Origin of the sequence: Natrialba sp. INN-245, assembly GCF_009807105.1 — an archaeon.
Classification (GTDB): Archaea; Halobacteriota; Halobacteria; order Halobacteriales; family Natrialbaceae; genus Natrarchaeobius; species Natrarchaeobius swarupiae.
Map to the genome: position 1 here is coordinate 340142 of NZ_WUBV01000017.1, position 20927 is coordinate 361068.

Here is a 20927-nt window from a genome sequence, read left to right on the forward strand (position 1 = left end):
CTTGAGGTGACCGTACGACCGGTCCCTCATGGGTGGACGTGGACCGAAACGGGAGCTCGCGGAGAAAATCGCCGGCGAAATCACGCTCAGCGACGACCCCGGTGCGACGCTGCGCAAGTGGCGGACCGACTTCGACGTCTCACAGACCGATCTGGCCGCTGAACTCGAGGTTTCCTCGTCGGTGATCTCCGACTACGAGAGCGGCCGGCGAGAGAGTCCCGGCATCGGCGTCGTCAAACGACTCGTCGACGGCCTTCTCGCAATCGACGAGCGCCGTGGCGGCGATCGAATCCGCCAGTACGGTCGCGTCCTCTCGGCGGGATTCGAGAGCGACGTCGTGTTGGACCTCCGCGAGTACGCGACGTCGATCCATCTCACCCAACTCTACGACGAGATCGGCGCGAGCGAAGTCGCCTCCGGTAGCACGGACCGGATCAGCGGTCACACCGTCATCGACAGCATCGAGGCGATCACCCGCCTCTCGAGCGAGGAGTTCTTTCGGCTGTACGGCCAGAGTACGAACCGCGCGCTGATCTTCACGAACGTCACCCGCGGCGAGGGTGTCGGCATCGCGCTCAGGGTCCTGAACCCGACGCCCAACGCCGTGATCCTCCACGGAATCGAGGAGGACGAGTTGTGGGAACACGCCCGCGATCTCGCCCGGATCGACGACTACTCGCTCGCGGTGACGAACGATCCGCTCGACGACGTCCTCGAGCGTCTCGTCACCCTCGAGTGAAGACGCTCACAGAATCGACGATGACACCGACGAGTCTCGGACCCCGACTGGATCGCACTGAGTGGCGCACGCTCGGACTGTTCGTCGTCTACGTGCTCTCGCTGTCGGTCGTCTACGCCGTCGGTGACGTTCGCCTCTGGCTCGCGTGGGCAATCGGGGCGGTCATTCTGGTCGCTCTCGTGATGATCGCGTACAATCAGTCTCCCCCACCCGAGTGACGACCGATTCACCGAGACGTTTCGACGCGAGGGAGAGCTGTACGCCGACCTAACCCAGCGGAGAGCCAAACGCTGCCATCGACCATCCGTATCAGGCGATCTGCTCCTCGTACTCCTCGGCCGAGAGCAACGCCTCGAGTTCGTCCGTATCGTCGGCGTCGATCTCGAGCATCCAGCCCTCGCCGAAGGGGTCGTCGTTGACGAGTTCGGGCGAGTCGAACAGCGCCTCGTTGACGGAAACGACTTCGCCGCTTACCGGTGCGTAGAGGTCCGAGACCGCCTTGATCGACTCGATGACGCCGAACTCCGCTTCCCGTGTCAGCGAGTCGCCCTCGTCGGGAAGCTCGACGAAGACCACGTCGCCCAGTTCGTCCTGGGCGAACTCCGTGATCCCGACGCGGACGACGCCGTTCGTCTCGTGTGCCCACTCGTGTGATTCCAGATACCGTCGATCCTCGGGTACGTCGAATGTCATTGTTATACAGTTTCGATGAAGGGTGTGGTTTCAACTCGCGTCTTTTTCGACTGGCCGCGGACGACCACCTGCAGGGTCGTCCCGGGCTCTGCGTACTCCGTCGGCACGTAACCCAGCCCGATCGGTTGCTCGAGCGACGGGCTCATCGTCCCGCTGGTCACGGTGCCGACGACGCGACCGTCGGTGTTCGTGATGTCGTAGCCGTGGCGGGGAACGCCACGGTCGATCAACTGGAAGCCGACGAGTTGCTCCTTGAGGCCCGCCTCCGTTGCTCTCGCGAGGGCGTCGCGACCGACGAACTCGGTCTCGAGGTCGACGGTAAAGCCGATGCCGATCTCGTAGGGGGTTCGGGGATTCGACTCGTGATCGAACTCCTGGCCCGCGAGGACGAGACCGGCTTCGATCCGGAGCGTATCCCGGGCACCGAGCCCGCAGGGCTGGCAGTCGTAGAGCGACCAGATTCGCCCGGCCTCCGCCTTCGGAACGAGTAGTTCGAAGCCGTCTTCGCCGGTGTAGCCGGTGCGTGCGACCCAGCAGTCGACGCCGTCGACGGCCGCGTCGGTCGCCTCGAACCGGTCGAGTTCCGTCACCGATCCCTCGGTGACCGCATCGACATGTTCGGGTGCGTTCGGTCCCTGGACCGCGAACATGGCGTACTCGTCGGTTCGGTTGTCGACGGTCGCCTCGAGATCCCACTCGTTTCGGTGGCTCACCCAGCGTTCGTGGGTCGCTTCGTCGGTTCCGGCGTTGGGGACGAACAGGTAGGTCTCGTCGCCGTCTTCGTCCGGAAGCCGGTAGATCACGGTGTCGTCGATGACGACGCCGTCCTCGTCGGTGATCGCCGCGTACTGGGCGTCGCCGACGTCCAGCCTCGTGACGTCGTTCGTCGTGAGCCGTTGCATCAGCGCCGTCGCATCCGGGCCGGTGACGTGAATCTGGCCCATGTGCGAGACGTCGAAGATCCCCGCGTCCTCGCGGACGGCCGCGTGTTCGGTCCGAATCGAGTCGAACTCGACTGGCATGTCCCAGCCGCCGAACTCGGTGAACTTCGCACCGCGTTCGTCGTGGATCCCACGCAACGGCGGCGTCTGTAGCGGCATACTCGGCTCCACACCCCGGGAACAGTAATGTCTTTTGTCGCGCCTCCGCCGGGAACCACGAGAGTGGGCTCGAGGGCAGCGGTTATCGACTGAGGTAGCCGCCGTCGATCGCGACCGCTTCACCGGTCGCGAACGATGCCTCGTCCGAGCAGAGCCAGACGATCGCGTCGGCGATCTCCTGTGGTTCGCCGAGACGACCCTGTGGGTGCTGTTCACGGAGTTGCTCGACCGTCTCCTCGTCGTCGGACAGCCCCGCGTCCTCGAGCATCGGCGTCTCGATATAGCCCGGACAGACGGCGTTGACGCGGATGTCGTCGGTCGCGTAGTCGAGCGCGGCGACCTTCGTGAGACCGACGACGCCGTGTTTCGAGGCGGTGTAGGCGGGCGTTGCCTCCGTTCCGACCCGTCCGAGGATCGAGGCGGTGTTGACGATCGCGCCGCCGCCGTCCTCGAGCATGGCGTCGATCTCCGCGCGCAGACACCGCCAGACGCCGGTTAGATTGACGTCGATCACCATCTGCCAGTCGTCCGCCGACAACTCGGCCGTCGGCTCGAGTTGGCCGCCGACGCCGGCGTTGTTGACGGCGACGTCGAGACCACCGTACTCCGAGACGGCGGTGTCGACCATCTTCTCGACGTCGTCGCCGTTCGTGACGTCGACCTCGACGAACGTCGCTTCGCCGCCGGTTTCGTCCTCGATCGCGTCGACGGTCGCTTCGCCGCCGTCGCGGTCGACGTCAGCGACGACGACGGACGCTCCCCCGTCTGCTAACGTCTGCGCCGTGTTACGTCCGATTCCCGATCCGCCACCGGTGACGATTGCCGTCGTGTCTTCAAATCGTGTCATCTGAGATACCTCGGTTCTACCGACACCGCGGCTAACCAAAAACGCACGCCTCGATTACGGGGGACGCGAACGAAATCGTACGACGCGATTGACGACCCGAGACGGCGATCCGTTTCGTCACATCTATTTCGGCACTCGGGAAAGAACGGGCATGTTCGAACGCGTTTGTGCCCGCTTTTCGAAGTCCGTCGACGGTCGGACCAGTGAGGCGAGCGTCGGACTGTTCGTCGACGGGCCGAACGTGTTCCGCGACGAGTTCGACGTCGACTTAGACGACCTCCGGGACGCCGCCCGAGATCTCGGTCGGGTCGGCGTCATCCGCCTCTATCTCGACGAACACGCGACGCCGGGGCTCATTCAGGCGGCCGAAGCGCGCGGCTTCGAGGTCGTCATCACGAGCGGCGACGTCGACGTCAAACTCGCCGTCGACGCCACGGCACTCGTCAGCGACGGTGCCGTCGACCGCCTGGCGATCGCCTCGCGGGATACGGACTTCAAACCCGTTCTCGAGCGCGCCGGCGCGGCCGGCGTCGGCACCGTCGCGATCGCTCCCGGTTCCCACGGTCGCTCCGACGCCCTCCAGAACGCCGCCGACGACGCGATCACCCTCGAAACGTGATCCGGGACCGGTGACGTGGCGGTCGCCGGTATCCGCGCCGGTCCGAGGAACCGCTCCGACTCCCCGCGTTTTTTCGTTTCGGGAGACGGTCATAGCCGTATAGTACAATCATACGCTCGAGGAGATACGAGGCTTCCTCGAGGATCGCTGATGAGCCTCTCGAGCGTTTCGACGACCTTTCCTGACTCCCAGGACTAGCAGCGAGTATGATCGACGACGAGACGCCGGTGCTCGACAATCACCTCCACCTCGATCCGGACAACCACCGCGGGATCGACGCGGTCTCGGATTTCGCCCGGCTGGGCGGAACGCACCTGCTCGTGGTCAACAAGCCCTCCTGGAACCTGGGGGTCGAGGCCGAAACCGGCGAGGACTTTCGCCCGGTGTTCGAGCGGACGCTCGAGATCGTCGAGGCGGCGAACGAGGAACTCGAAGGGCGAGCCTGGCCGGTGCTCGGCGTCCACCCCGGACTGATCTCCCGACTCGTCGACGACCGCGGTTACGACGCCGACGACGCCCGCGAGATCATGCAGGGCGGGATCGACGTCGCGGCGGAGTACGTCGCAAACGGAGAGGCGCTGGCACTGAAGTCGGGCCGGCCACACTACGAGGTCGACGACGCCGTCTGGGAGGCCTCGAACGCCGTCATGCACCGTGCGTTCGAACGCGGAGCCGAACTGGACTGTGCGGTCCAGCTCCACGCCGAGGCGAGCGAGGAGATGACGGAGGTGACCAACTGGGCCGAGGACGCCGGCCTCCCCGCCCACAGGGTCGTCAAACACTACGCTGGTGGCCGCCTCGAGGGGCCGATACCGAGCGTGATGAGCGAGAAAGATCGACTCGAGGTGGCGGCCGAACGCGGCGAGCCGTTCCTGATGGAGACCGACTACGTCGACGATCCGGATCGACCCGGTGCCGTCCTCGGACCGAAGACCGTCCCGCGACGCGTCGCCTGGATGCTCGAGAACGGCCTGGACGACGCGGTCCGGATTGCCCACGTCGAAACGCCGAAGACGGTGTACGGGATCGACACCGTGGAGACGCTGGAACGGCCCTGAACACGGGAGTTTTGGTTCAGTTGGATCGTCGTACAGGTAGAGAAAGGCATTTCAAGCGGCCGGTGTAGGTGTTCGTATGAGCAATCCGCCGACCGAGTTCTACTCGGAGGAACGTTGGCAAAACTGGATCGGTCGAATCAAAGACGAGGAGATCGATCCGGAAGACGAGTCGTCGGCTCGGCTGCTGTTGAATCTGCAGGACGATACGGCGATCGCCATCGCGAAGATCGTCGCGGCCTACGACGACGGCGAACTCGAGGACGAGGAAGCGCTCTCGGAGATCGACGAGGTCCGCGAAATCGTCCTGGGAGAAGTTGACATCGAAGACGAGGAGAAGCTCATTCTGGTCGACGGCGTACAGACGAGCCTCGTCTGCGTCTTCTTCGCGGCCGAGGAGTACGTTGTGGGCGGACCCGCAGAAGACGGAAGCGTCGGCGACTACATCGGCGCTGCAGCCGACGCCGAAGCCGAAGAAGATCTCGACGCGGCACTCGGCTACGCGGCACAGGCCGGGACGCTCATCATCGACGGCGAGGAACTCGACATCGAAGTCGCCGAAGACCTCGAGTACGGACTCGTCACCGAGTGGATCAACGGCCTTGATAGTCTCCAGAGCGCGATGAGCGACCCCGAAGTCGTCGAAGAGGACGAGTAGCCCTCGAGACGGCCGAGTGTGGATCGGCTAGACGAACGACCGATCCCCGGAACGGAGCCATCGACGGTCGATGCTATCGGGCGACGGCGCTGCCGCCGGAGACGAGACCGGTTGCCGGCACAAACCAGAACGTTTTCTGTCCGATACGCAGACGGGGTAGATACTTCACTGGACCTGTCATGATACGCCCCTCTCTCCCGGTATCCAGCCGTTCGATCCTTCTAATCGCCGTTCTCTCGTGTGTCGTCGCCGGCGGGATCCTCGCGTCCACCGACTCGGCCGAGGCGACCGAACCGGTCGTCCTCGAGGAGGGCGATGACTTCGTCTACGAGGGACAGGACGTCGAGATCGACGTCGCCGATCGGTTCGACGTCTCCGAGGGCGACGAACTGTACCTCTACGAGCTCGACGGTGGCGAGATCGAAACGGTCGCCGAGCGTCCAACGGTCGACGATGACGGACGAATCTTGCTCGAGACGGGTGAGATCGACGAGGACGGCCCACAGTTTGCGATCACACCCGATTCGGGACTGGACGGCGACGAGCTCGTACTGACGATCGACGAACAGGAGTTCGACGTCGAGTGGGCGAGCGAGACGGTGACGAGCGGAACCAACGCCGTTTCCCTCGAGGTAGACAGCACTCGTGCGGGCGGGTACAACGTGACGATCAGCGTCGACGACTTCGAGTACGAGGAACTCCGTGCGACGTTCGTCCACGAGGGCAGTGACGTCGAGGAGGTGACCGATCCGGCACACCTCCCGCTCGAAGAACTCGGCTACGACCGGGACGACGGCGACGACGTGACGGATCTTCGCGGCGACGACTACATCACGCTGAACGTAGCCGACTCCGAGGCGTTCAGGGACGACGACGAGATCGTGGCGAATCTCATGAGTCTGGACGAACGAGAGGGGCTCCCCGACGAGGGCGAGTACGAGTTCGACGTCGTGGTCGCGGATACGGGCGTCGAGGACAGTTCGACCCTCGAGATCGGTGAGACCGCGGCCTCGTTCGACGAGGACATGTACGTCCGGCCGGCCGGCGACCTCCTCGAGATCACCGTCGAACTCGAGGCGGCCGACGAGGCGTGGCTCCAACTCGGTGACAAGGACGTCGGCTTCGTCGACGTGCTGTACGTCGAAGACGACTCCGACACCGACGAGGTGACGTTCACGATGAACACGCGCCTCGCAGGGGTCGACCACGGGGAAGTCGATGGACTCGGGCCGGCTGACGCCGATGCGGTCTACTACGCCGAGGACGACGTCGTGGAGAGTTACATTCACCACGAGACAGTCGCCGGCGAGGAGACTCGCGTCTCGGATGCGAGTTTCTACGACGGATCGGACCTCGAGACGGCCTCCCAGCTGTCGTTTTCGGAATATCTCGAGCGGCTCGGGACGATCGACGCCGGTCAGGAGCCCACCGAACAGATCGATCGGCCGATCCAGCCCGGAAACTACGATCTGGTGGTCGACAGGGGACAGAACTTCGTCGTCGAGGACGGCGAATCGAGCGCGGACGACACCATCGGCTCGGCGGAGTTAGGGCTGATCCAGCCGTCGGTCGACGACGTCGATACGTGGACCGCCCCGCAAGCGGAGGCGAACGCCGAGGACGACATCGAAGAGCTACCGGACGAACTGTCGGAACGCGATACGGTCGCGATCGGTGACCGCGCGGTCGCCCGGTTCGAGGCGACCGGAATCACCGGTGCGCTGGCGACGATCGACTACGCCGAGAACGGTAACGACATCACGGACGGGACGGAATCGGGATTCTCGCCGAACGCCCTCGCCGAACTCACGAGCGACGGGAGCGACTGGCTCGGCGAGGGCGTCGAGTTCTCCTTCGACGGCCCCGACGTCCCCAATCAGGAGCCCAACGCTGTGGCGCTCGAAGACGCCGCGAACACCGAGGCGTACGTCCTCGCGTCGCCGCCAGAGTCGGACGACGACGACGGCGAACTCTACGTCGTCGTCGACACCGAGGACGGCTTCGCCCAGGACGTCGACGACGGCGACGAGTTCACTGTCTCGCTGGCGTACGAGGGAAGCGAGTCCCGATACCAGTTCGACGGCGAGAGCGGATCGCTCGGCGGTTCGGATGGCGACGCGGACGCCCCCGCCTACCCGTACTTTTCCTCGGAGCAAACGGAGAGCGCCACGACGACCCTTACGTTCGAACGGGCGTCGATCACGTTCGACCGGACGGACGACGGCCTCGTCGCCCTCCCCACGGATTCGGACGGGAACGTGTCGGGTACGACTAACGTCGCACCGGGAACCGAGGCAACGCTCAACGTCCGGAGCGGGCCGCCCGAGGAGGTCGCGTCCGACGGCGACTCGAGCTATCTCGATCGCCAGTCGATAACGATCGAGGAACGCGGCTCGTTCGCGACCAATCCGGGTTTCGACGAGTACGGCTCGTTCGAGGTGAGTCCGGCCGTCGACAGCCGTACTGAGGGGGAACGAGCGTACGTCGAGTTCCGCCTCTGGGGAGAGATCGTCGCCGAGGGAGATGCCGTCTTCGCCGATCTTTCGGACGACCGGCCGGCGTACTTCGAGCCGACGATCGACGTCCCCGCGTCGGTCTCCGCGGGAGACACGTTCGACCTGAACGCGACGATCCGGAACGCGGGCGACGAACACGGCACCCTCGAGGTGCGGACGACAGTCGGATCGGCCGTCGAATCGAACGACGAGATCGAACTCGGCCCTGGTCAGAACGAGACGGTAGAAGAGACCGTCGAGGCGACGAACGAGACCGAGGAACTCCTCGTCACGATCAGCACGCAAGACGAGGCCGCGTTCGCGACGGTGGCCGTCGGCGACACGAACGAATCGGCGTCGAACGCGACTGACGACCCGGACGAGGCGACCGAAACCGACGACGGGACCGACGCGGTTGGGACGTTCGGCGACACCGGAAGCGACTGGAACAGTTCGAACGACGAGAGCGGGGCCGAAACGGACGACGACCTCTCGAGTGACGACGGATCCCCCGGATTCGGGGTGGTCACAACGGGGGTCGCCCTCGCCGTGTTGTCGGCGCGACTCGGTCGTAGAAGAGAGGGCCGGAATCGGTCGTCCTGACGTCAGGGGCCAGCAGAGGTATACGTCGGCACGATCATTCGAGAGTATGATGCGTCGGGGGGGTAACCGGGCCGTTACGGTCCAGATCGGGGCAGTGTTACTGCTCGCGATCCTCTTTTCGGCGTTGGCGCTCTACCAGGTCAACGCGGTCCCCGCGGAGAACGAGGTCGTCGAGATCGAACACAACCAGGAGGTTCACGACGAGATGCAAGACCTTCGCAATGCCGTTCGTGCGGTCGGCGCGGGCGGAGGCTCCCAGCCGACCACGGTGACTCTCGGCACCCAGTACCCGACGCGCACGCTCACCGCGAACCCACCGCCACCGGCGGGAACCCTCGAGACGAGCGAAGCCGGGTCGCTCGAGATCGAGAACGCCGAAGTGAGCGAACGCGTCGGCGAGTACGACGAGAGCCAACTCGAGGCGCTCGTCCTCGGAACACACGACACCAGAACCCTGTCCTACGAACCGGGGTACAACGAGTACCGGGGCGCGCCGACGACACGGATCGAACACTCCCTCGCGTTCAACGACTTCGGGGATGCGACTGTCGTCCTGCCGGGGGCCGACCAGCGACTCGTCGACGGCGACTCGATCACGGTCGTCTTACTCGAGGGGAACCTCTCGGCGACGTCGACGGGCTCAGTGACCGTCGATCCCGTCGCCGACGGGCCGACGGATCCGGTTCCGATCGAGCGCGAGTCCGACGGCATACCGATCACGATCACGCTCCCGACGGAGACCCCCGCGGCGTGGAACGAGACGTTCGCCGACGAGTCGGCCGTCACTGTCGACTCCTACGACGAGACGGCGGGAGCGCTCACGATCGAACTCACCGAGAATGAGTACGACCTCCAGGTCTCGAGGGTAGCCGTCGGCGACGGCGATCCGGGAAGCGAGTTCGGCGGGGTCGAGGACAGAGCCCCGTCGACTGGCGGCGACGAAACCCTGCCGGGCCCTCGAGTCAGTCCAGCAGTCGACGACGAGGTCGAAAAAGGGGACGACGCGACGGTCACAGTCGAACTCGACAATCGCGGCGATCCGAGTGATCCGGACGAACGCCGCGGCGGCGTTGCACTCCTCGAAGCCGACTGGGACCTCGAGGGGGAGCCCCAGGGTGAGACGGTCGAGATGACCGATCCGCCGGCCGACGGTTCGCTAAGCGATAGCGTCGAGTTGATCGAGCCGTCGGGCGGCGGAAACGAGATGTCGTACGCCGAGCTCTCGATCGAGGTCGACACCAGCGGACTCGAGGTCGGCGAGACGTACACGGTGTCCGTCGGCGCGGCCGACACGCGTGGCATCGAAGAGGCACGCGCACTCGTGTCGTTCGAGGTCATTGACGACGAGGACGATGGCGACGACGGTGATGATGGGGACAATGGCGATGACGACAACGGGGATGACGCACAACCACCCGACGACGCCGTCGCCTACCACGACGAAAGCGGGACCGGTGAGTACGAGGAGGGAGAAGAGAGTTTCACGGCCGAGGAACTAGAATCGTTCGATCGGGACTCCGTCGACCTCGTCGTCTTCCGGGATGCAACGACGTCGATCGATGGGTTCGATATCTCGGCAAACAGCGTTACCGTCGAGCCGGGCGTGACGCTCGATACCGGGGAGGGGTGGCACGATATCACCGTGGAAGCCGACGAATCGATTACCGCGTCGGAATCGGTGTTCCAGGCTGACAGCCCGATCACGGTCGAGTCCGGCGGCGATATCGATGTCGTCGACACAACGATTTCTACAGATAGCGGCGGCGCGACCATCGACGTGGATGCGGGAGGTTCGCTCACTGCGACGGGTACGAATATCGAGTCATCGGATCTATTATCTCTCGAGTCCGAAGACGATATCGACGTCACTGACGCAGAAATCACGACATCCGACGGCGGTGAAGATATCCAGGTGGATGCGGGAGGTTCGCTCACCGCGACGGGTGCGGGAATCGAAACTTCGAGTCCAATAAGCCTCGAGTCCGAAGACGATATGGACCTCTCGGGTGCGGAAATCGCGACCGAGGCAAACGGTGCAGACATCACGATTTCGGCGGGAAGTGATATCGACATCACCGATGGGGAAATTACGACTGAGGGCAACGGTGCAGACATCACGATTTCGGCGGAGGGCGACGTCGAGGCCACAGAGGCGGTGATTACGACTGGTGGAAACGGTGCAGACATCACGATTTCGGCGGCAGGTGATATCGACATCACCGAGGGGGAAATTACGACCGAGGCCAACGGTGCAGACATCACGATTTCGGCGGAGGGCGAGGTCCACGACGATGGCGCAGAACTCGACGCTGGCGGCTCGCTGGACGTGGACTGAGCCACTGGTGGCCGCTACAAAGCTTTAACCCCGCTCGAGACTTTGTCCCCTACGAGAGGTCATGGATCCGGACGATACCGACGACCACCGGGAGCGTGGAGACGACGGGGAGTACCGGGCACACGACGTAGAGGACATCTTCGAGGGCGACGAGCGAACCACGGCCGACGAGGTCGACCAGCGAATCGTCGATCTGCTCTCGTGGATTCTCGATACGGAGACACGAGCCAAGATCTACATTCACCTGCTGGCGAACCCCGGCAGCACCTCCGAGGAGGTCGCGAAGGGGACCGGTCTCTACCCGAGTACGGTTCGGGAGGCGCTCGCGGAACTCCACGAAGAAGACCGCGTCACGCGTGAGAAACGCGCCAGCGAAGGCGCAGGAAACAACCCCTACGAGTACACCGCGATCCAGCCGAGCGAACTCGTCGGCGGCGTCGCCGATCAGGTCCAACAGGAGCTCAACACGATCTTCACGCTCGATCGCGTCCTCGAGCGTCGGAGCGAACCCGACCCGGCGTTCGACGACGACGTCGAGCCGGTGACGATCACGGTCGACGACGTCTCTCCCCTCGAGGACGAGTCGTCCGACGCCGATACCGACGAACCGACGGACGACGAAGACGACACGAACGCCGACGGCGACGACCCCGTCTGAGAAGAGCCTCGGGCCACCGGGTCTGGGTTACGCGTCTCCAGTCTCGAGGAGACACCAGCCTCGAGACGATCGTTCCCGGTCGATCGCTACGGCTACCGTCCGGATATCGTTTTGACACCGACCAACTTTCGACGGAGACAGTCGACCCGATCAGTCCTCGTCTTCGAGCACCAGCGGTTTCGGCCGCTCGAGCGTCAGATCCCGATCGATAGCTGTGACGCTCGCCGTCGGCCAGTCATCCGATCGAGTCAACACCTCGAGTTCGCCGTCGACGACGAGGACGGTGTCCTCGCTTTTCGCGCCCTGTACCGTCGGGTTCCAGGCGTACGCCATCGGTTCGACGACTGGCTCGTCGCTGTCCGGGGTCGCGATCCATTCCCGCCCGGCGAAGCCGGCCGCGCCGCCCTGGTGGTGATGTTCCCACTCGCCGTCGTAGCCCACGTCGGCGTAGGCGTCCTGGATCGCCCCGAATACGTCAGCCGCAGCGCCACCGGCCTCCGCGACGTCACGGGTCGCCGCCAGCGCCGTCGTCTCGACGCGGGTGGCGGCCTTGTGGCGCTCCTCGAGCCACTCGGGTGGGTCGAACGCGACGGTCCGAGTACAACTCGCGTGGAGTCCCTCGCGCTGTGCCGTCACCGAGACGAGCGCGTAGTCGCCGAGTTCGTCCGCCGTTGGCGTGTAGTGGCGATACTGCTGTGCGCGCTCGGTGCCGCCGACGAGGACGACCGGTGCCTCGATATCGCGCGCCGAGAGCGAAACCAGCAGGGCCGAGGCGACCTCGTGTTCGGTGTCGGTGGAGCGAAGCTGTCCACAGACCGACTCGACTGCGACGGCGGTATCCTGCCCGAGTTCGCGATAGCGCTCGCGGTCGCGGTCGGTCAGCGGCTGGCGAATCGACGCCAGATCGACGTCCTCGAGGCCGGGAACGTCGATATCCGCCGCCACTCGTTCGTCGGCTCCGACGCGGGCTCCGATCGCTTCGGCGAGCGACGAGGTGTGCCACGGGAATTGCTCGAGCGTGACGTCGACCGACTCGAGGTCGGGGAGTTCTTCGGCGGCGATCCGATCGGCCTCGATGTTGTCGGTCAGGACCGTCACGGTCTCGCCGTCGTAACCAGCGGCGGCGACGCCGGCGTCACCTTCGCGGTCGACGACGTTGTTCCCGCCGGTGAACCAGGCGAACGAGTTCGGGCGCGCGAACCAGATCGCGTCGAGATCGTGGCGCTCGAGGAACGCCTCGAGGCGCTCGCGTTTGTCCATGCCGGGTGGTCGGGAGGCCGACTCTTGATACTGTCGGACACCAGTCAATGGCGGGCGGTTGCCGGACGAACGCGAGTTCGACGAGACGATTCCAGCGAACTGAGAACGACTCGAGACACCTAAATACGGCAGGTCCTAACCTCGGATCGAACGATCGTGTCGTCAGAACGTCCATCCGGCGGTTCGCGGTTCCGTCAGCTAATCGCTCGAGTCGGCTTCCCGCACCTGCTCGCGACGACGCTCGTGCTGGTCGCCGCGACGATCCTGCTCGGCGTCGCGGCGAAGGCGACCGGTTCTGGGCTGGCCTGCGAGGCCAACTGGCCCCAGTGTGACGCCGGCCCGTTCAACCTGTTTCCGGCGAACCTGCCGAGTTTCTACGAGTGGTTCCACCGGTTCGTCGCGATGTTCGCCGGCTTCGCGATCATCGGCTCCGCGCTGGCGGCCTGGCGGAGTCCGAGTATCGATACGCGCGTCGCCGCGCTCGTCGTCCTCGGCATGGTCCTGACGCCGATTCAGGTCGTCCTCGGGCGCGAGACGGTCCTCCAGTACGAGATGACGATCCTCTCGTTGCACTTCTGGACGGCGGTGCTCATCTTCGCGCTGTTCGTCGTCGCGACCGTTCTCGTCTGGGAGTCGTCGCTGACGAGACGTCACGTGCGAGGGGCGCTGGCGCTCGGTGCCGTGTCGTTGCCGCTTCACGTCGCGTTGAGTCCGATCGTCGTCACCGACATCACCGAGTACTCGCCGTCCGTCCAGATGGCCCAGTACGGCGTGACGCTCGCGTTGCTCGCCGCAGCAATCGTCGCGGTCATGATCGGTCGGCGACGGCTCTCGAATCGACGGCTACTCGGACTGTTGGCCGGCGTGGTGATGCTCACGTTCGTCGTCGTCTTCCTCGGTCGACGTGCCGTGATGACGCTCAACCCCGTACTCGACGACCTCTATCTCGTGTTCGCCGCGATCCTCATGGTCGCGTTTCTCGCCGGTATCTGGCTCGTCCCGTCCGCCTCGAGTCGGGAGGCGAACGCACTCTCGCGGTAACGACGTCCGCTTTCGATCGCCGAATCTTTCTCCACGTCGCCCGAAGGGGAGCGTATGCGAACGAGCCTGAACGTCCCCGAGGAGATGCTCGCGGAGTTCGACCGAACCTGGCAGGCGGAAGGACTGGACTCTCGCTCGCGGGCGCTGCGTGAGGCGATCCAGGAGTACGTCGAGTCCCATCACCGACTCGAGCGCACACGCGGACAGGTCGCGGCGACGGTCGTCTTCGACTACGTCCACGACGAGATTATCGAAGACCTCCACGAGATCCAACACGAGTTTCAAGCCGAGATCGACACCACCTGTCACGTCCACCACGGCGAGTGGTGTCTCGAGACCGTCTTCTGTCACGGCTCGGCCGACCAGATCCGATCGCTCGTCTACCGATTGAAGGACTTCGACGCCGTCGGGCGCGTCTCCGTAACGCTGTTACGAACCGATCCGTAGCCGATCTCTCACTCGCTGTGAATCTCGAGGGGTATATTACCGAGCGAATCGGCCATGTACCGCTGTACTCCAGATCCACTACAAACGCAGGCGAGGAACTGCGGTCGAATCGGACGGTCACGACCGACGAATACCATCGCGACAGTTGCCATTCTGGCTGCAGAGTGTCCGCTGGGATCGGTCACCGATCCGGAACTCGACGCGCCACTTTCGGTCTCTTCGCCAGTCCGACCACAACCGCGACCGTTATGACCGATGGGATCGTTCCCGGAGCCGTGAAGAACGTCACCGACAGGACGAGCAACCCGTTCGGCCTTCGTCCACCGTTCGATCGTACCGGTCCAGACGAACGCACGGCTGCGTTCGGCTACGGTGACGCCAACGCCGACTTTCACGTCATCGGTGATCATCCCGGCGTTCACGGCGGCAAACGAACCGGCGTCCCCTTTACAGAGACGGAGTCGGGGCTCGCGATCCAGGACGTCTTCCGCGAGACTGGTTTCGTCGACGGCTCAGAACGGGAGCCCGACCTCGAGAACCTGTACTGGAACTACGTTCACATGTGCTGTCTCCCGAACGGCCACGAACCGACCCAGGCGGAGTACGACGAACTGGAGCGGTTCTTCGACGCCGAACTCCGCGCGATCAACGCCCACATTCTCCTTCCGGTCGGCGAGCGGGCCACCGATCACGTTCTCCGCGAGTATACGACCCAGCGGGGCCGACTCGAACTCGATATGGCCGACCTGCACGCCCGAGAGATCCGCGGGCGTGGATTCATGGTCGTCCCCATCAACGACCCCTCCGCGTGGGGGGACGGGGATCGGGAGGCGCTTGTCGACCGTCTCGAGGCGATTCTCGATAGCGATTACCGCCAGACGAAAGGCGTCGCGACGTTGGTCGGGTAGCGTCCAGAGCCACGACTCGACGGGATCCTGTCACGAGTGGCCGGTACAGTCCCAGAGACGGGACAGTCGGGCCAGAACCGGAAATGAAGGTCGTCTCAGCGGTCGAAGTGCTTTCTGACGGTCGCCCGGAGCGGCAATCCGAGCGCGCCAACGACGGGCAAAACGACGAACGCGACCAGTTCGATCGGAAGCGTCGCGTAACCAGCCGCCGAGACGACGAAGCCGGCCGCTGGGGCGAGAACCGGGAGGACGTACAGATACGACGGCGTCCACCCCGGCCCGCGTCTCGTGTGATAGACGACGACGCCGAACAGGAACGGCATGAGAAGCGCACCTGCAAGCAGGGGTCCGCCGATCAGCCCCGTCGAAACGGCGAGCGCAGCGGAGACGAGTATCGTCTCGTCCATCGATATCGGTGCCCAGAGACGCTCCCGACGGATCGGACGCGTCAGAACGACTGCTGCGATGGCGGCCACGACCACGCCGGCGAGCACGAGATGCCACTGGGGAGACGCGAGCATCGGTGTGACGGGCTCGACCGTCGTGACGAACGAAAGCGGCGTCTCGAGCCCGTACCGACCGCTCGAGAGGACCGTCCACAGGCCGCCGGCACTCGCGCCAACGGCGGCGAGTTCGTCGCGGAGGCTCCCGACGGCCGATTCGTTCGCCAGAGCGTACTGTCCGACCCCGATCGCGTAGACGAGCACCGAGAGCCAGATCAGCGGGAGCGCGAAGTTCTGGCGGCGCCACCAGCGAACGACGGGGTTCCTGCCGGCCGCAGGCGAGGCATCGACGCTCGCACCGGCAGTGTCCCGGCTCGAGTGAGACGCCGCTCCTCGACTGGTCGCGTCCCCGCCCGGCCGGTGGCCCTTCGCCGTCCCTCCGTCCGTCGAACTGACGCTGCGTCCCGACGACGCCGTCCCACCGGTTTCTGCCGTCTTCGCCCCGCCAGCCCTGGCTGTACGTGTTCCGGTGTCGGTCGACGCGGTTCCGTCCGTGTTGGTTGTCCCCGACTCTCCGGGCCTGGTGGAACTCGTTCTACCTGTGTTGGTCGTACCCGTCCGTTCAGATCCGTCCGTCTGCGTCGTCGTACCGTCGTCGGCTCGGGACCCGCCGACCGATTCGGTCCCCCGCGAGTCGAACCGCGACCGGCTCGTTCGACTCGAGTCGGACGGTTCGTCGGCCTCCGTTTCTCGGTCGCCACCTCTTCTCTCGCTTCTGTTCTCTCCGCTCCCGTTGGACGTCCCTCGGTCATCGTCGGCCGCCTTGGGTTCGTCGTCGGTCGACGAGTCGGAATCCGCATCCGCCCAGACGTCGGGTGAGGGAATCCCGCTCGTTCGTTTCGCGACGTACGTCTCGTGTCCCAATCGGTCGTAGGCTCGCCGTTCGACCGGATCACCGAGAACGTCGTTTGCCTTCTTGACCGCGGTGAACTGCGACCGGGCCCGGTCGTCGTCGTTGACGTCCGGGTGATAGATCCTGACCTTCTCGCGATAGGCCTCTTTGATCTCCTCGGCGGAGGCGTCGGGAGGGATCTCGAGAAGGTCGTAAAAATCTGCTGTCATGACGGATCGGGAACCTTGGTCTGCTCCTGAATTATAAGCGGAGGGTTATAATTTCGATGTTCTGTCGGACGACGTCCACGAGGGAGTCGTCGTCGATCTCGTCAAACGAGTTACGAGAAGTCGTTCAACGACGTTTGTCCGTCGGTCGTGGCCGGCCGCGTCGGTTCTCCGTCATCGGGTTCAGCCGCCCCTGACCTCGGTTCGTCCGCCGTCGCCTCCGTCGACGCTGCCTCCCAGCCATCCAGACTCGCCTGATCGGTCGCGGCGAACTCTAAGTTGGAGACCCTGACACCGAGCTTTCGAACGGGGGCTGAGTCGAACTCCGCGAACAGCTGCCGGGCGATGCGATCGACGAGATCTGGATCGTCGACCGGTCCGGGGAGAGAGCGCTCGCGCGTATTGACGTCGTACGGCGGGAGAACCGCTTTGACGCCGACGGTCCGGTAGAGTGCACCCTCGCGGCGTGCGCGATCGACGACGGCCGAAGCGAGCGTTTCGATCTGTTCGTACTTGGGGTCTGGCTCCGCCACCGGGTCGGCGAACGCTGATTCTCGCGAGAAGCTCTTGGGCTCGCCTCTCGGCTCGACCCGGCGGTCGTCTTCGCCCCGGGCGCGGTCGTACAGTTCACGGCCGCGCTCGCCGAAGCGATCGATCAGCGGTTCGGGATCCGTCACTGCGACGTCGCCCGCCGTCTCGAGGCCCATCTCACGGAGTTCTCGCGCCGTTACCGGGCCGACGCCGTGGAGCAGGTCGACCTCGAGGGGAGCGAGGAACTCCCGAACCTCGCCGGGTCGGACGACGGTGAGCCCGTCGGGTTTATCGAAATCGCTGGCGATCTTGGCCGCGCTCATCGCCGGTGCGACGCCGACGCTCACGGTGACGCCGACCTCCCGCCGAATTCGGTCCGTGATGTGACGAGCGAAACCGTCCGCGACCTCCCAGGCCGTTCGCTCGGTCACATCCAAGTACGCCTCGTCGATGCTCACCTCGCGAACGACGTCGGCGCAGTCGTGGAGGATCTCCCGAACGTCCGCAGCAACCGACTCGTAGTAATCCATGTCCACCGGGCGATAGTAGCCAGTCTCCGACCGCTCGAGATCCGTACCGTCCGCCCCGTTCTCGAGCGGTTTCCGCCGGGGGAGTCGCTCGAGCGCCGTCGAGATCGCCTGTGCGCTCTCGACGCCGAACTCGCGGGCTTCGTAACTCGCGGTGGCGACCGCGCCGACCGTGTCGCCGGGTTCGTACCCCATGCCGACGACGACCGGTTCCCCGCGGAGGGCAGGTTCGCGCAGTCGCTCACAGGAGGCGTAAAAACAGTCGGCGTCGACGTGACAGACGATCCGGTCGTCGCTCTCGGATCGCTCGATCCCGGGCAACTGCGCCTCGTTTGCCATCCTCTGCAGTTGCTTGGACCGACGCGCTGTTGAACGTTCCGTCCGACTACGGCCACCGGCGGTCGACAGCCGCCTTCGACGGTATGCGTTTTTTACATCGTCCGAGCGGTTCGGTCTCGTGGACGGCTGACACGAGTCTCGACGGGACCACAGCCATCAGCGACAGCAGTGATACGTCGACACGGCAACCAGTTCGACGAGCCGTACGCCGGACGAACAACATTTATTACTGATTCGTTACTTCGAGAAGTTATGGGTGAGTTACTGGAGACGGACGGGCTACGCCGACGAGCGTTCTTGCTCGGGTCGAGTGGTGCCGTCGCTGGACTGGCTGGGTGTCTCAGCGACCGACTCGATCAGGGGAACGGTGGCGGGAACGGCGGCGGAAACGGCGGCGGAAACGGCGACGACGACGAAGCGGAAGACGACGCGGTGGAGACCGACGATACCGAACCGCCCGAACCCGACTTCGTCGTGGGCTCGAGTGCAGAGGCGGACTACGAGACGTTACAGGGCGCGTACGATTCTCTCGACTCCGGCGATGTCATCGGCATCGAGTCGGGAAAGTACACGGTCCAGCCGGACGTCGAGTACGCGGACATCGAGGGCGAGTTCCTGACCAAGACGTACACCTACGTCGGAGAGTCCGACGAGGACACCGTGATCGAAATCGTGATGCCCGAGGCCAGATCGTTCACCGTCCGGGGGACGCTTCACTTCCTGCTGGGCGATGGCCCGCCGGGGTTCTGGAACGCGACCCTCGAGATCCCCGACGAGATCGAGTACTCCCGTCTCGTCGCGTACGACGAGTACGACGAGGATGTCGAGGACGAGTACGAGGACGAAACGCGGGAGGCCTACGAGGAGTCAGAGATGGACGTGAACTACTGCACCGTCAACGGATCGCTCGGCGGCCCGACGAGCGCCCACGAGAGCGTCTTCAACGACGAACTGGTCCACGAACTGTCGGCGAGTGACTGTCGGTTCTACGACGTCGTTCGTGGGCCGTCTATCAACGCTCAGGACTGCCGGTTCTACAACGATCTTCGGAGCAACTCCGGCTGGGTCGTCGACAGTACGATCGAGGGGACAGTGGGCCTGAACAACGTGCTTTTGCGTGACTGTGAAGTGAGCCAGGGAATCAACGTCACCGGAAGCGGCGACGTCGAAAGCTGCGTCGTCGACTCGAAGCCCGACTCGAACCTGGCGATCGACATCAGAAGCGAGTACTCGGCGACCGTCACCGAGTGTGAGATCAACGGTTCGGTTCGGTCGAACGAGGACGGTGCCTTCATCGACCGGTTCGAACTGAACCGGTTCGAGTCGTCCTCGAGCTACATCATCGACGGCGCGCCCGCGACCGAGATCTTTCTGAACGTCTTCGAGGGAGGTGACGTTCGAATCACGACCGATACCGGCGATCTGAACTCGTTCCCCGCCGAAGAACTCACGTTGTACGATCCGGAGCGACAGTTAGGCAACTACTACGCGGAGTGGGGGGGCGTCGACGAGGCCGACGAAGGCGTTCTCGAGACGCGGACGCTTCCGGGCGAAGACGGAGCGATGGACCGGTTCCCGCTCGCGAACGACGACATCGAAGCCTACGCCGTGGATGCAGCCGAAGAGGAAGAAGACGACGACTGATCCGGTTTGGGATGACTGGTACGGACTGCTGTAACGATGGACCGGTCGGTCGCAGAACGTATTCCTCGTAGCTACCTGCGAATAGCCGCGTTTCCGGAACCGAACATACCGGCGAAATCCGACTCAGCTGTACCCGCAGCCATCCGTCCGATTTAAATCAGGTGTCGCGGTACCGCGACTCACGAAAGTGTTATCCGCGTTCTGGGCCTACGTCTATTCGCAATGGCAAACGGAAAGGTTGATTTCTTCAACGACACTGGCGGTTACGGTTTCATTTCGACTGACGACGGCGATCTCGACGACGACGAAGACGTGTTCTTCCACATGGAGGACGTCGGCGGGGAGGACCTGACGGAAGGGACTGAAGTCGAGTTCGACATTGAGTCCTCACCGAAGGGGCCTCGCGCCGCGAACGTCGTCCGACTGTAATACCGAGAGACACTCGTCGCTTACAGCGACAAACAACATCCTCGATTTTTCGGACGCTCACACCCTGCAGCCAAAGCTATCGCAATTTCAGAAATTTGCTCAGTTGTACTCACGCCACCGGTAGCCACACTCGGTGCACTTGAAAAAGCGCGTCGGCGGTTCGTCTGCCGACGCCGTTTGCTTGATCGTGTACCACGCTTCTTCGGTCCCACACTCGTCACAGACGACGTCAGTCGCTTTCGGCTTCCCCTCGAAGTTGGCTCCCTCGTCCGATTCGATCACGTCGTCGAGGATCTGTGACTCGGTCGTTACGAACTCGTCCTCGCGGTCGCGGTCTCGCTCGCTCGAGGCGTCACAGTCGTCGTTCGTACACACCATGCGCTCTCCGTGGGCTTTCATCATCGAGCCACAGTCGTCACAGAACTGCATACACGTGC

20 protein-coding genes are annotated in these 20927 nt (G+C 64.3%); 13 read left to right on the plus strand and 7 right to left on the minus strand.

Annotated elements, in window-relative coordinates; all coding sequences use genetic code 11:
* Window positions 1-28 precede the first annotated feature (28 nt).
* Both GRS80_RS06530 and GRS80_RS06535 read left to right on the plus strand, forming a co-directional pair.
* Entirely contained in the window at window positions 29-739 is a 711-nt protein-coding gene (locus tag GRS80_RS06530; RefSeq protein ID WP_149080491.1) for a helix-turn-helix domain-containing protein, read from the plus strand.
* The gene (locus tag GRS80_RS06535) at window positions 736-957 is read left to right on the plus strand and encodes a hypothetical protein (RefSeq protein ID WP_160046845.1); all 222 of its coding nucleotides are present in this window, start codon (window positions 736-738) and stop codon (window positions 955-957) included. The genes GRS80_RS06530 and GRS80_RS06535 overlap by 4 nt, the downstream gene beginning before the upstream one ends.
* A gap of 91 nt (window positions 958-1048) precedes the next feature.
* Here GRS80_RS06535 and gcvH read toward each other — a convergent pair whose 3' ends face one another.
* From gcvH to GRS80_RS06550, 3 genes are all read right to left on the minus strand, one after another.
* Entirely contained in the window at window positions 1049-1432 is a 384-nt protein-coding gene (gene gcvH, locus GRS80_RS06540; protein WP_160046846.1) for a glycine cleavage system protein GcvH, read from the minus strand.
* A gap of 2 nt (window positions 1433-1434) precedes the next feature.
* Window positions 1435-2532: a glycine cleavage system aminomethyltransferase GcvT gene (gene gcvT, locus GRS80_RS06545; RefSeq protein WP_160046847.1), complete on the minus strand. Its 1098-nt coding sequence runs from the start codon at window positions 2530-2532 to the stop codon at window positions 1435-1437.
* Between the two features lie 82 nt (window positions 2533-2614).
* Window positions 2615-3379 (minus strand): glucose 1-dehydrogenase, encoded by a 765-nt coding sequence (locus tag GRS80_RS06550; protein ID WP_160046848.1) that lies wholly within the window; start codon window positions 3377-3379, stop codon window positions 2615-2617.
* A gap of 151 nt (window positions 3380-3530) precedes the next feature.
* Between GRS80_RS06550 and GRS80_RS06555 the strand changes: the two genes are divergently transcribed.
* The 6 genes from GRS80_RS06555 to GRS80_RS06580 all read left to right on the plus strand — a co-directional run bounded on the left by GRS80_RS06555 (window position 3531) and on the right by GRS80_RS06580 (window position 11802).
* Window positions 3531-3998 carry an NYN domain-containing protein gene (locus GRS80_RS06555; protein WP_160046849.1) on the plus strand — a complete coding sequence of 156 codons (468 nt, stop codon included), beginning with the start codon at window positions 3531-3533 and terminating at the stop codon, window positions 3996-3998.
* Window positions 3999-4204: 206 nt separating this feature from the next.
* Window positions 4205-5056 carry a TatD family hydrolase gene (locus GRS80_RS06560; protein WP_160046850.1) on the plus strand — a complete coding sequence of 284 codons (852 nt, stop codon included), beginning with the start codon at window positions 4205-4207 and terminating at the stop codon, window positions 5054-5056.
* A 76-nt stretch (window positions 5057-5132) separates the two neighbouring features.
* Complete coding sequence (locus GRS80_RS06565; protein ID WP_149080484.1) at window positions 5133-5711, plus strand: DUF2150 family protein; 579 nt, start codon at window positions 5133-5135, stop codon at window positions 5709-5711.
* A 179-nt stretch (window positions 5712-5890) separates the two neighbouring features.
* Window positions 5891-8809 carry a hypothetical protein gene (locus tag GRS80_RS06570; protein WP_160046851.1) on the plus strand — a complete coding sequence of 973 codons (2919 nt, stop codon included), beginning with the start codon at window positions 5891-5893 and terminating at the stop codon, window positions 8807-8809.
* Between the two features lie 49 nt (window positions 8810-8858).
* Window positions 8859-11144 (plus strand): hypothetical protein, encoded by a 2286-nt coding sequence (locus GRS80_RS06575; RefSeq protein WP_160046852.1) that lies wholly within the window; start codon window positions 8859-8861, stop codon window positions 11142-11144.
* A gap of 61 nt (window positions 11145-11205) precedes the next feature.
* Complete coding sequence (locus tag GRS80_RS06580; protein ID WP_160046853.1) at window positions 11206-11802, plus strand: helix-turn-helix domain-containing protein; 597 nt, start codon at window positions 11206-11208, stop codon at window positions 11800-11802.
* 150 nt (window positions 11803-11952) lie between these two features.
* On the opposite strand, the gene GRS80_RS06585 is transcribed toward GRS80_RS06580, so the two are convergent.
* Window positions 11953-13062 (minus strand): M24 family metallopeptidase, encoded by a 1110-nt coding sequence (locus tag GRS80_RS06585; protein ID WP_160046854.1) that lies wholly within the window; start codon window positions 13060-13062, stop codon window positions 11953-11955.
* Between the two features lie 156 nt (window positions 13063-13218).
* Here GRS80_RS06585 and GRS80_RS06590 point away from each other — a divergent pair, with 156 nt between their 5' ends.
* The 3 genes from GRS80_RS06590 (at window position 13219) to GRS80_RS06600 (ending at window position 15458) form a co-directional block, all read left to right on the plus strand.
* Complete coding sequence (locus GRS80_RS06590) at window positions 13219-14103, plus strand: cytochrome oxidase assembly protein (RefSeq protein WP_343161478.1); 885 nt, start codon at window positions 13219-13221, stop codon at window positions 14101-14103.
* Between the two features lie 54 nt (window positions 14104-14157).
* Entirely contained in the window at window positions 14158-14550 is a 393-nt protein-coding gene (locus tag GRS80_RS06595) for a ribbon-helix-helix protein, CopG family (RefSeq protein WP_160046855.1), read from the plus strand.
* A gap of 275 nt (window positions 14551-14825) precedes the next feature.
* Entirely contained in the window at window positions 14826-15458 is a 633-nt protein-coding gene (locus tag GRS80_RS06600) for a uracil-DNA glycosylase family protein (protein WP_343161479.1), read from the plus strand.
* A 95-nt stretch (window positions 15459-15553) separates the two neighbouring features.
* Here GRS80_RS06600 and GRS80_RS06605 read toward each other — a convergent pair whose 3' ends face one another.
* Both GRS80_RS06605 and dinB read right to left on the minus strand, forming a co-directional pair.
* Complete coding sequence (locus tag GRS80_RS06605) at window positions 15554-17023, minus strand: DnaJ domain-containing protein (RefSeq protein ID WP_160046857.1); 1470 nt, start codon at window positions 17021-17023, stop codon at window positions 15554-15556.
* A gap of 110 nt (window positions 17024-17133) precedes the next feature.
* A complete protein-coding gene (dinB, locus tag GRS80_RS06610; protein ID WP_160046858.1) occupies window positions 17134-18417 on the minus strand; it encodes a DNA polymerase IV in 1284 nt (427 codons plus the stop codon).
* Between the two features lie 252 nt (window positions 18418-18669).
* Between dinB and GRS80_RS06615 the strand changes: the two genes are divergently transcribed.
* Window positions 18670-20061 (plus strand): hypothetical protein, encoded by a 1392-nt coding sequence (locus tag GRS80_RS06615; protein ID WP_160046859.1) that lies wholly within the window; start codon window positions 18670-18672, stop codon window positions 20059-20061.
* 222 nt (window positions 20062-20283) lie between these two features.
* The gene (locus GRS80_RS06620; RefSeq protein WP_011323528.1) at window positions 20284-20490 is read left to right on the plus strand and encodes a cold shock domain-containing protein; all 207 of its coding nucleotides are present in this window, start codon (window positions 20284-20286) and stop codon (window positions 20488-20490) included.
* A gap of 99 nt (window positions 20491-20589) precedes the next feature.
* On the opposite strand, the gene GRS80_RS06625 is transcribed toward GRS80_RS06620, so the two are convergent.
* A complete protein-coding gene (locus GRS80_RS06625; protein WP_160046860.1) occupies window positions 20590-20919 on the minus strand; it encodes a transcription factor S in 330 nt (109 codons plus the stop codon).
* Window positions 20920-20927: the final 8 nt, after the last annotated feature.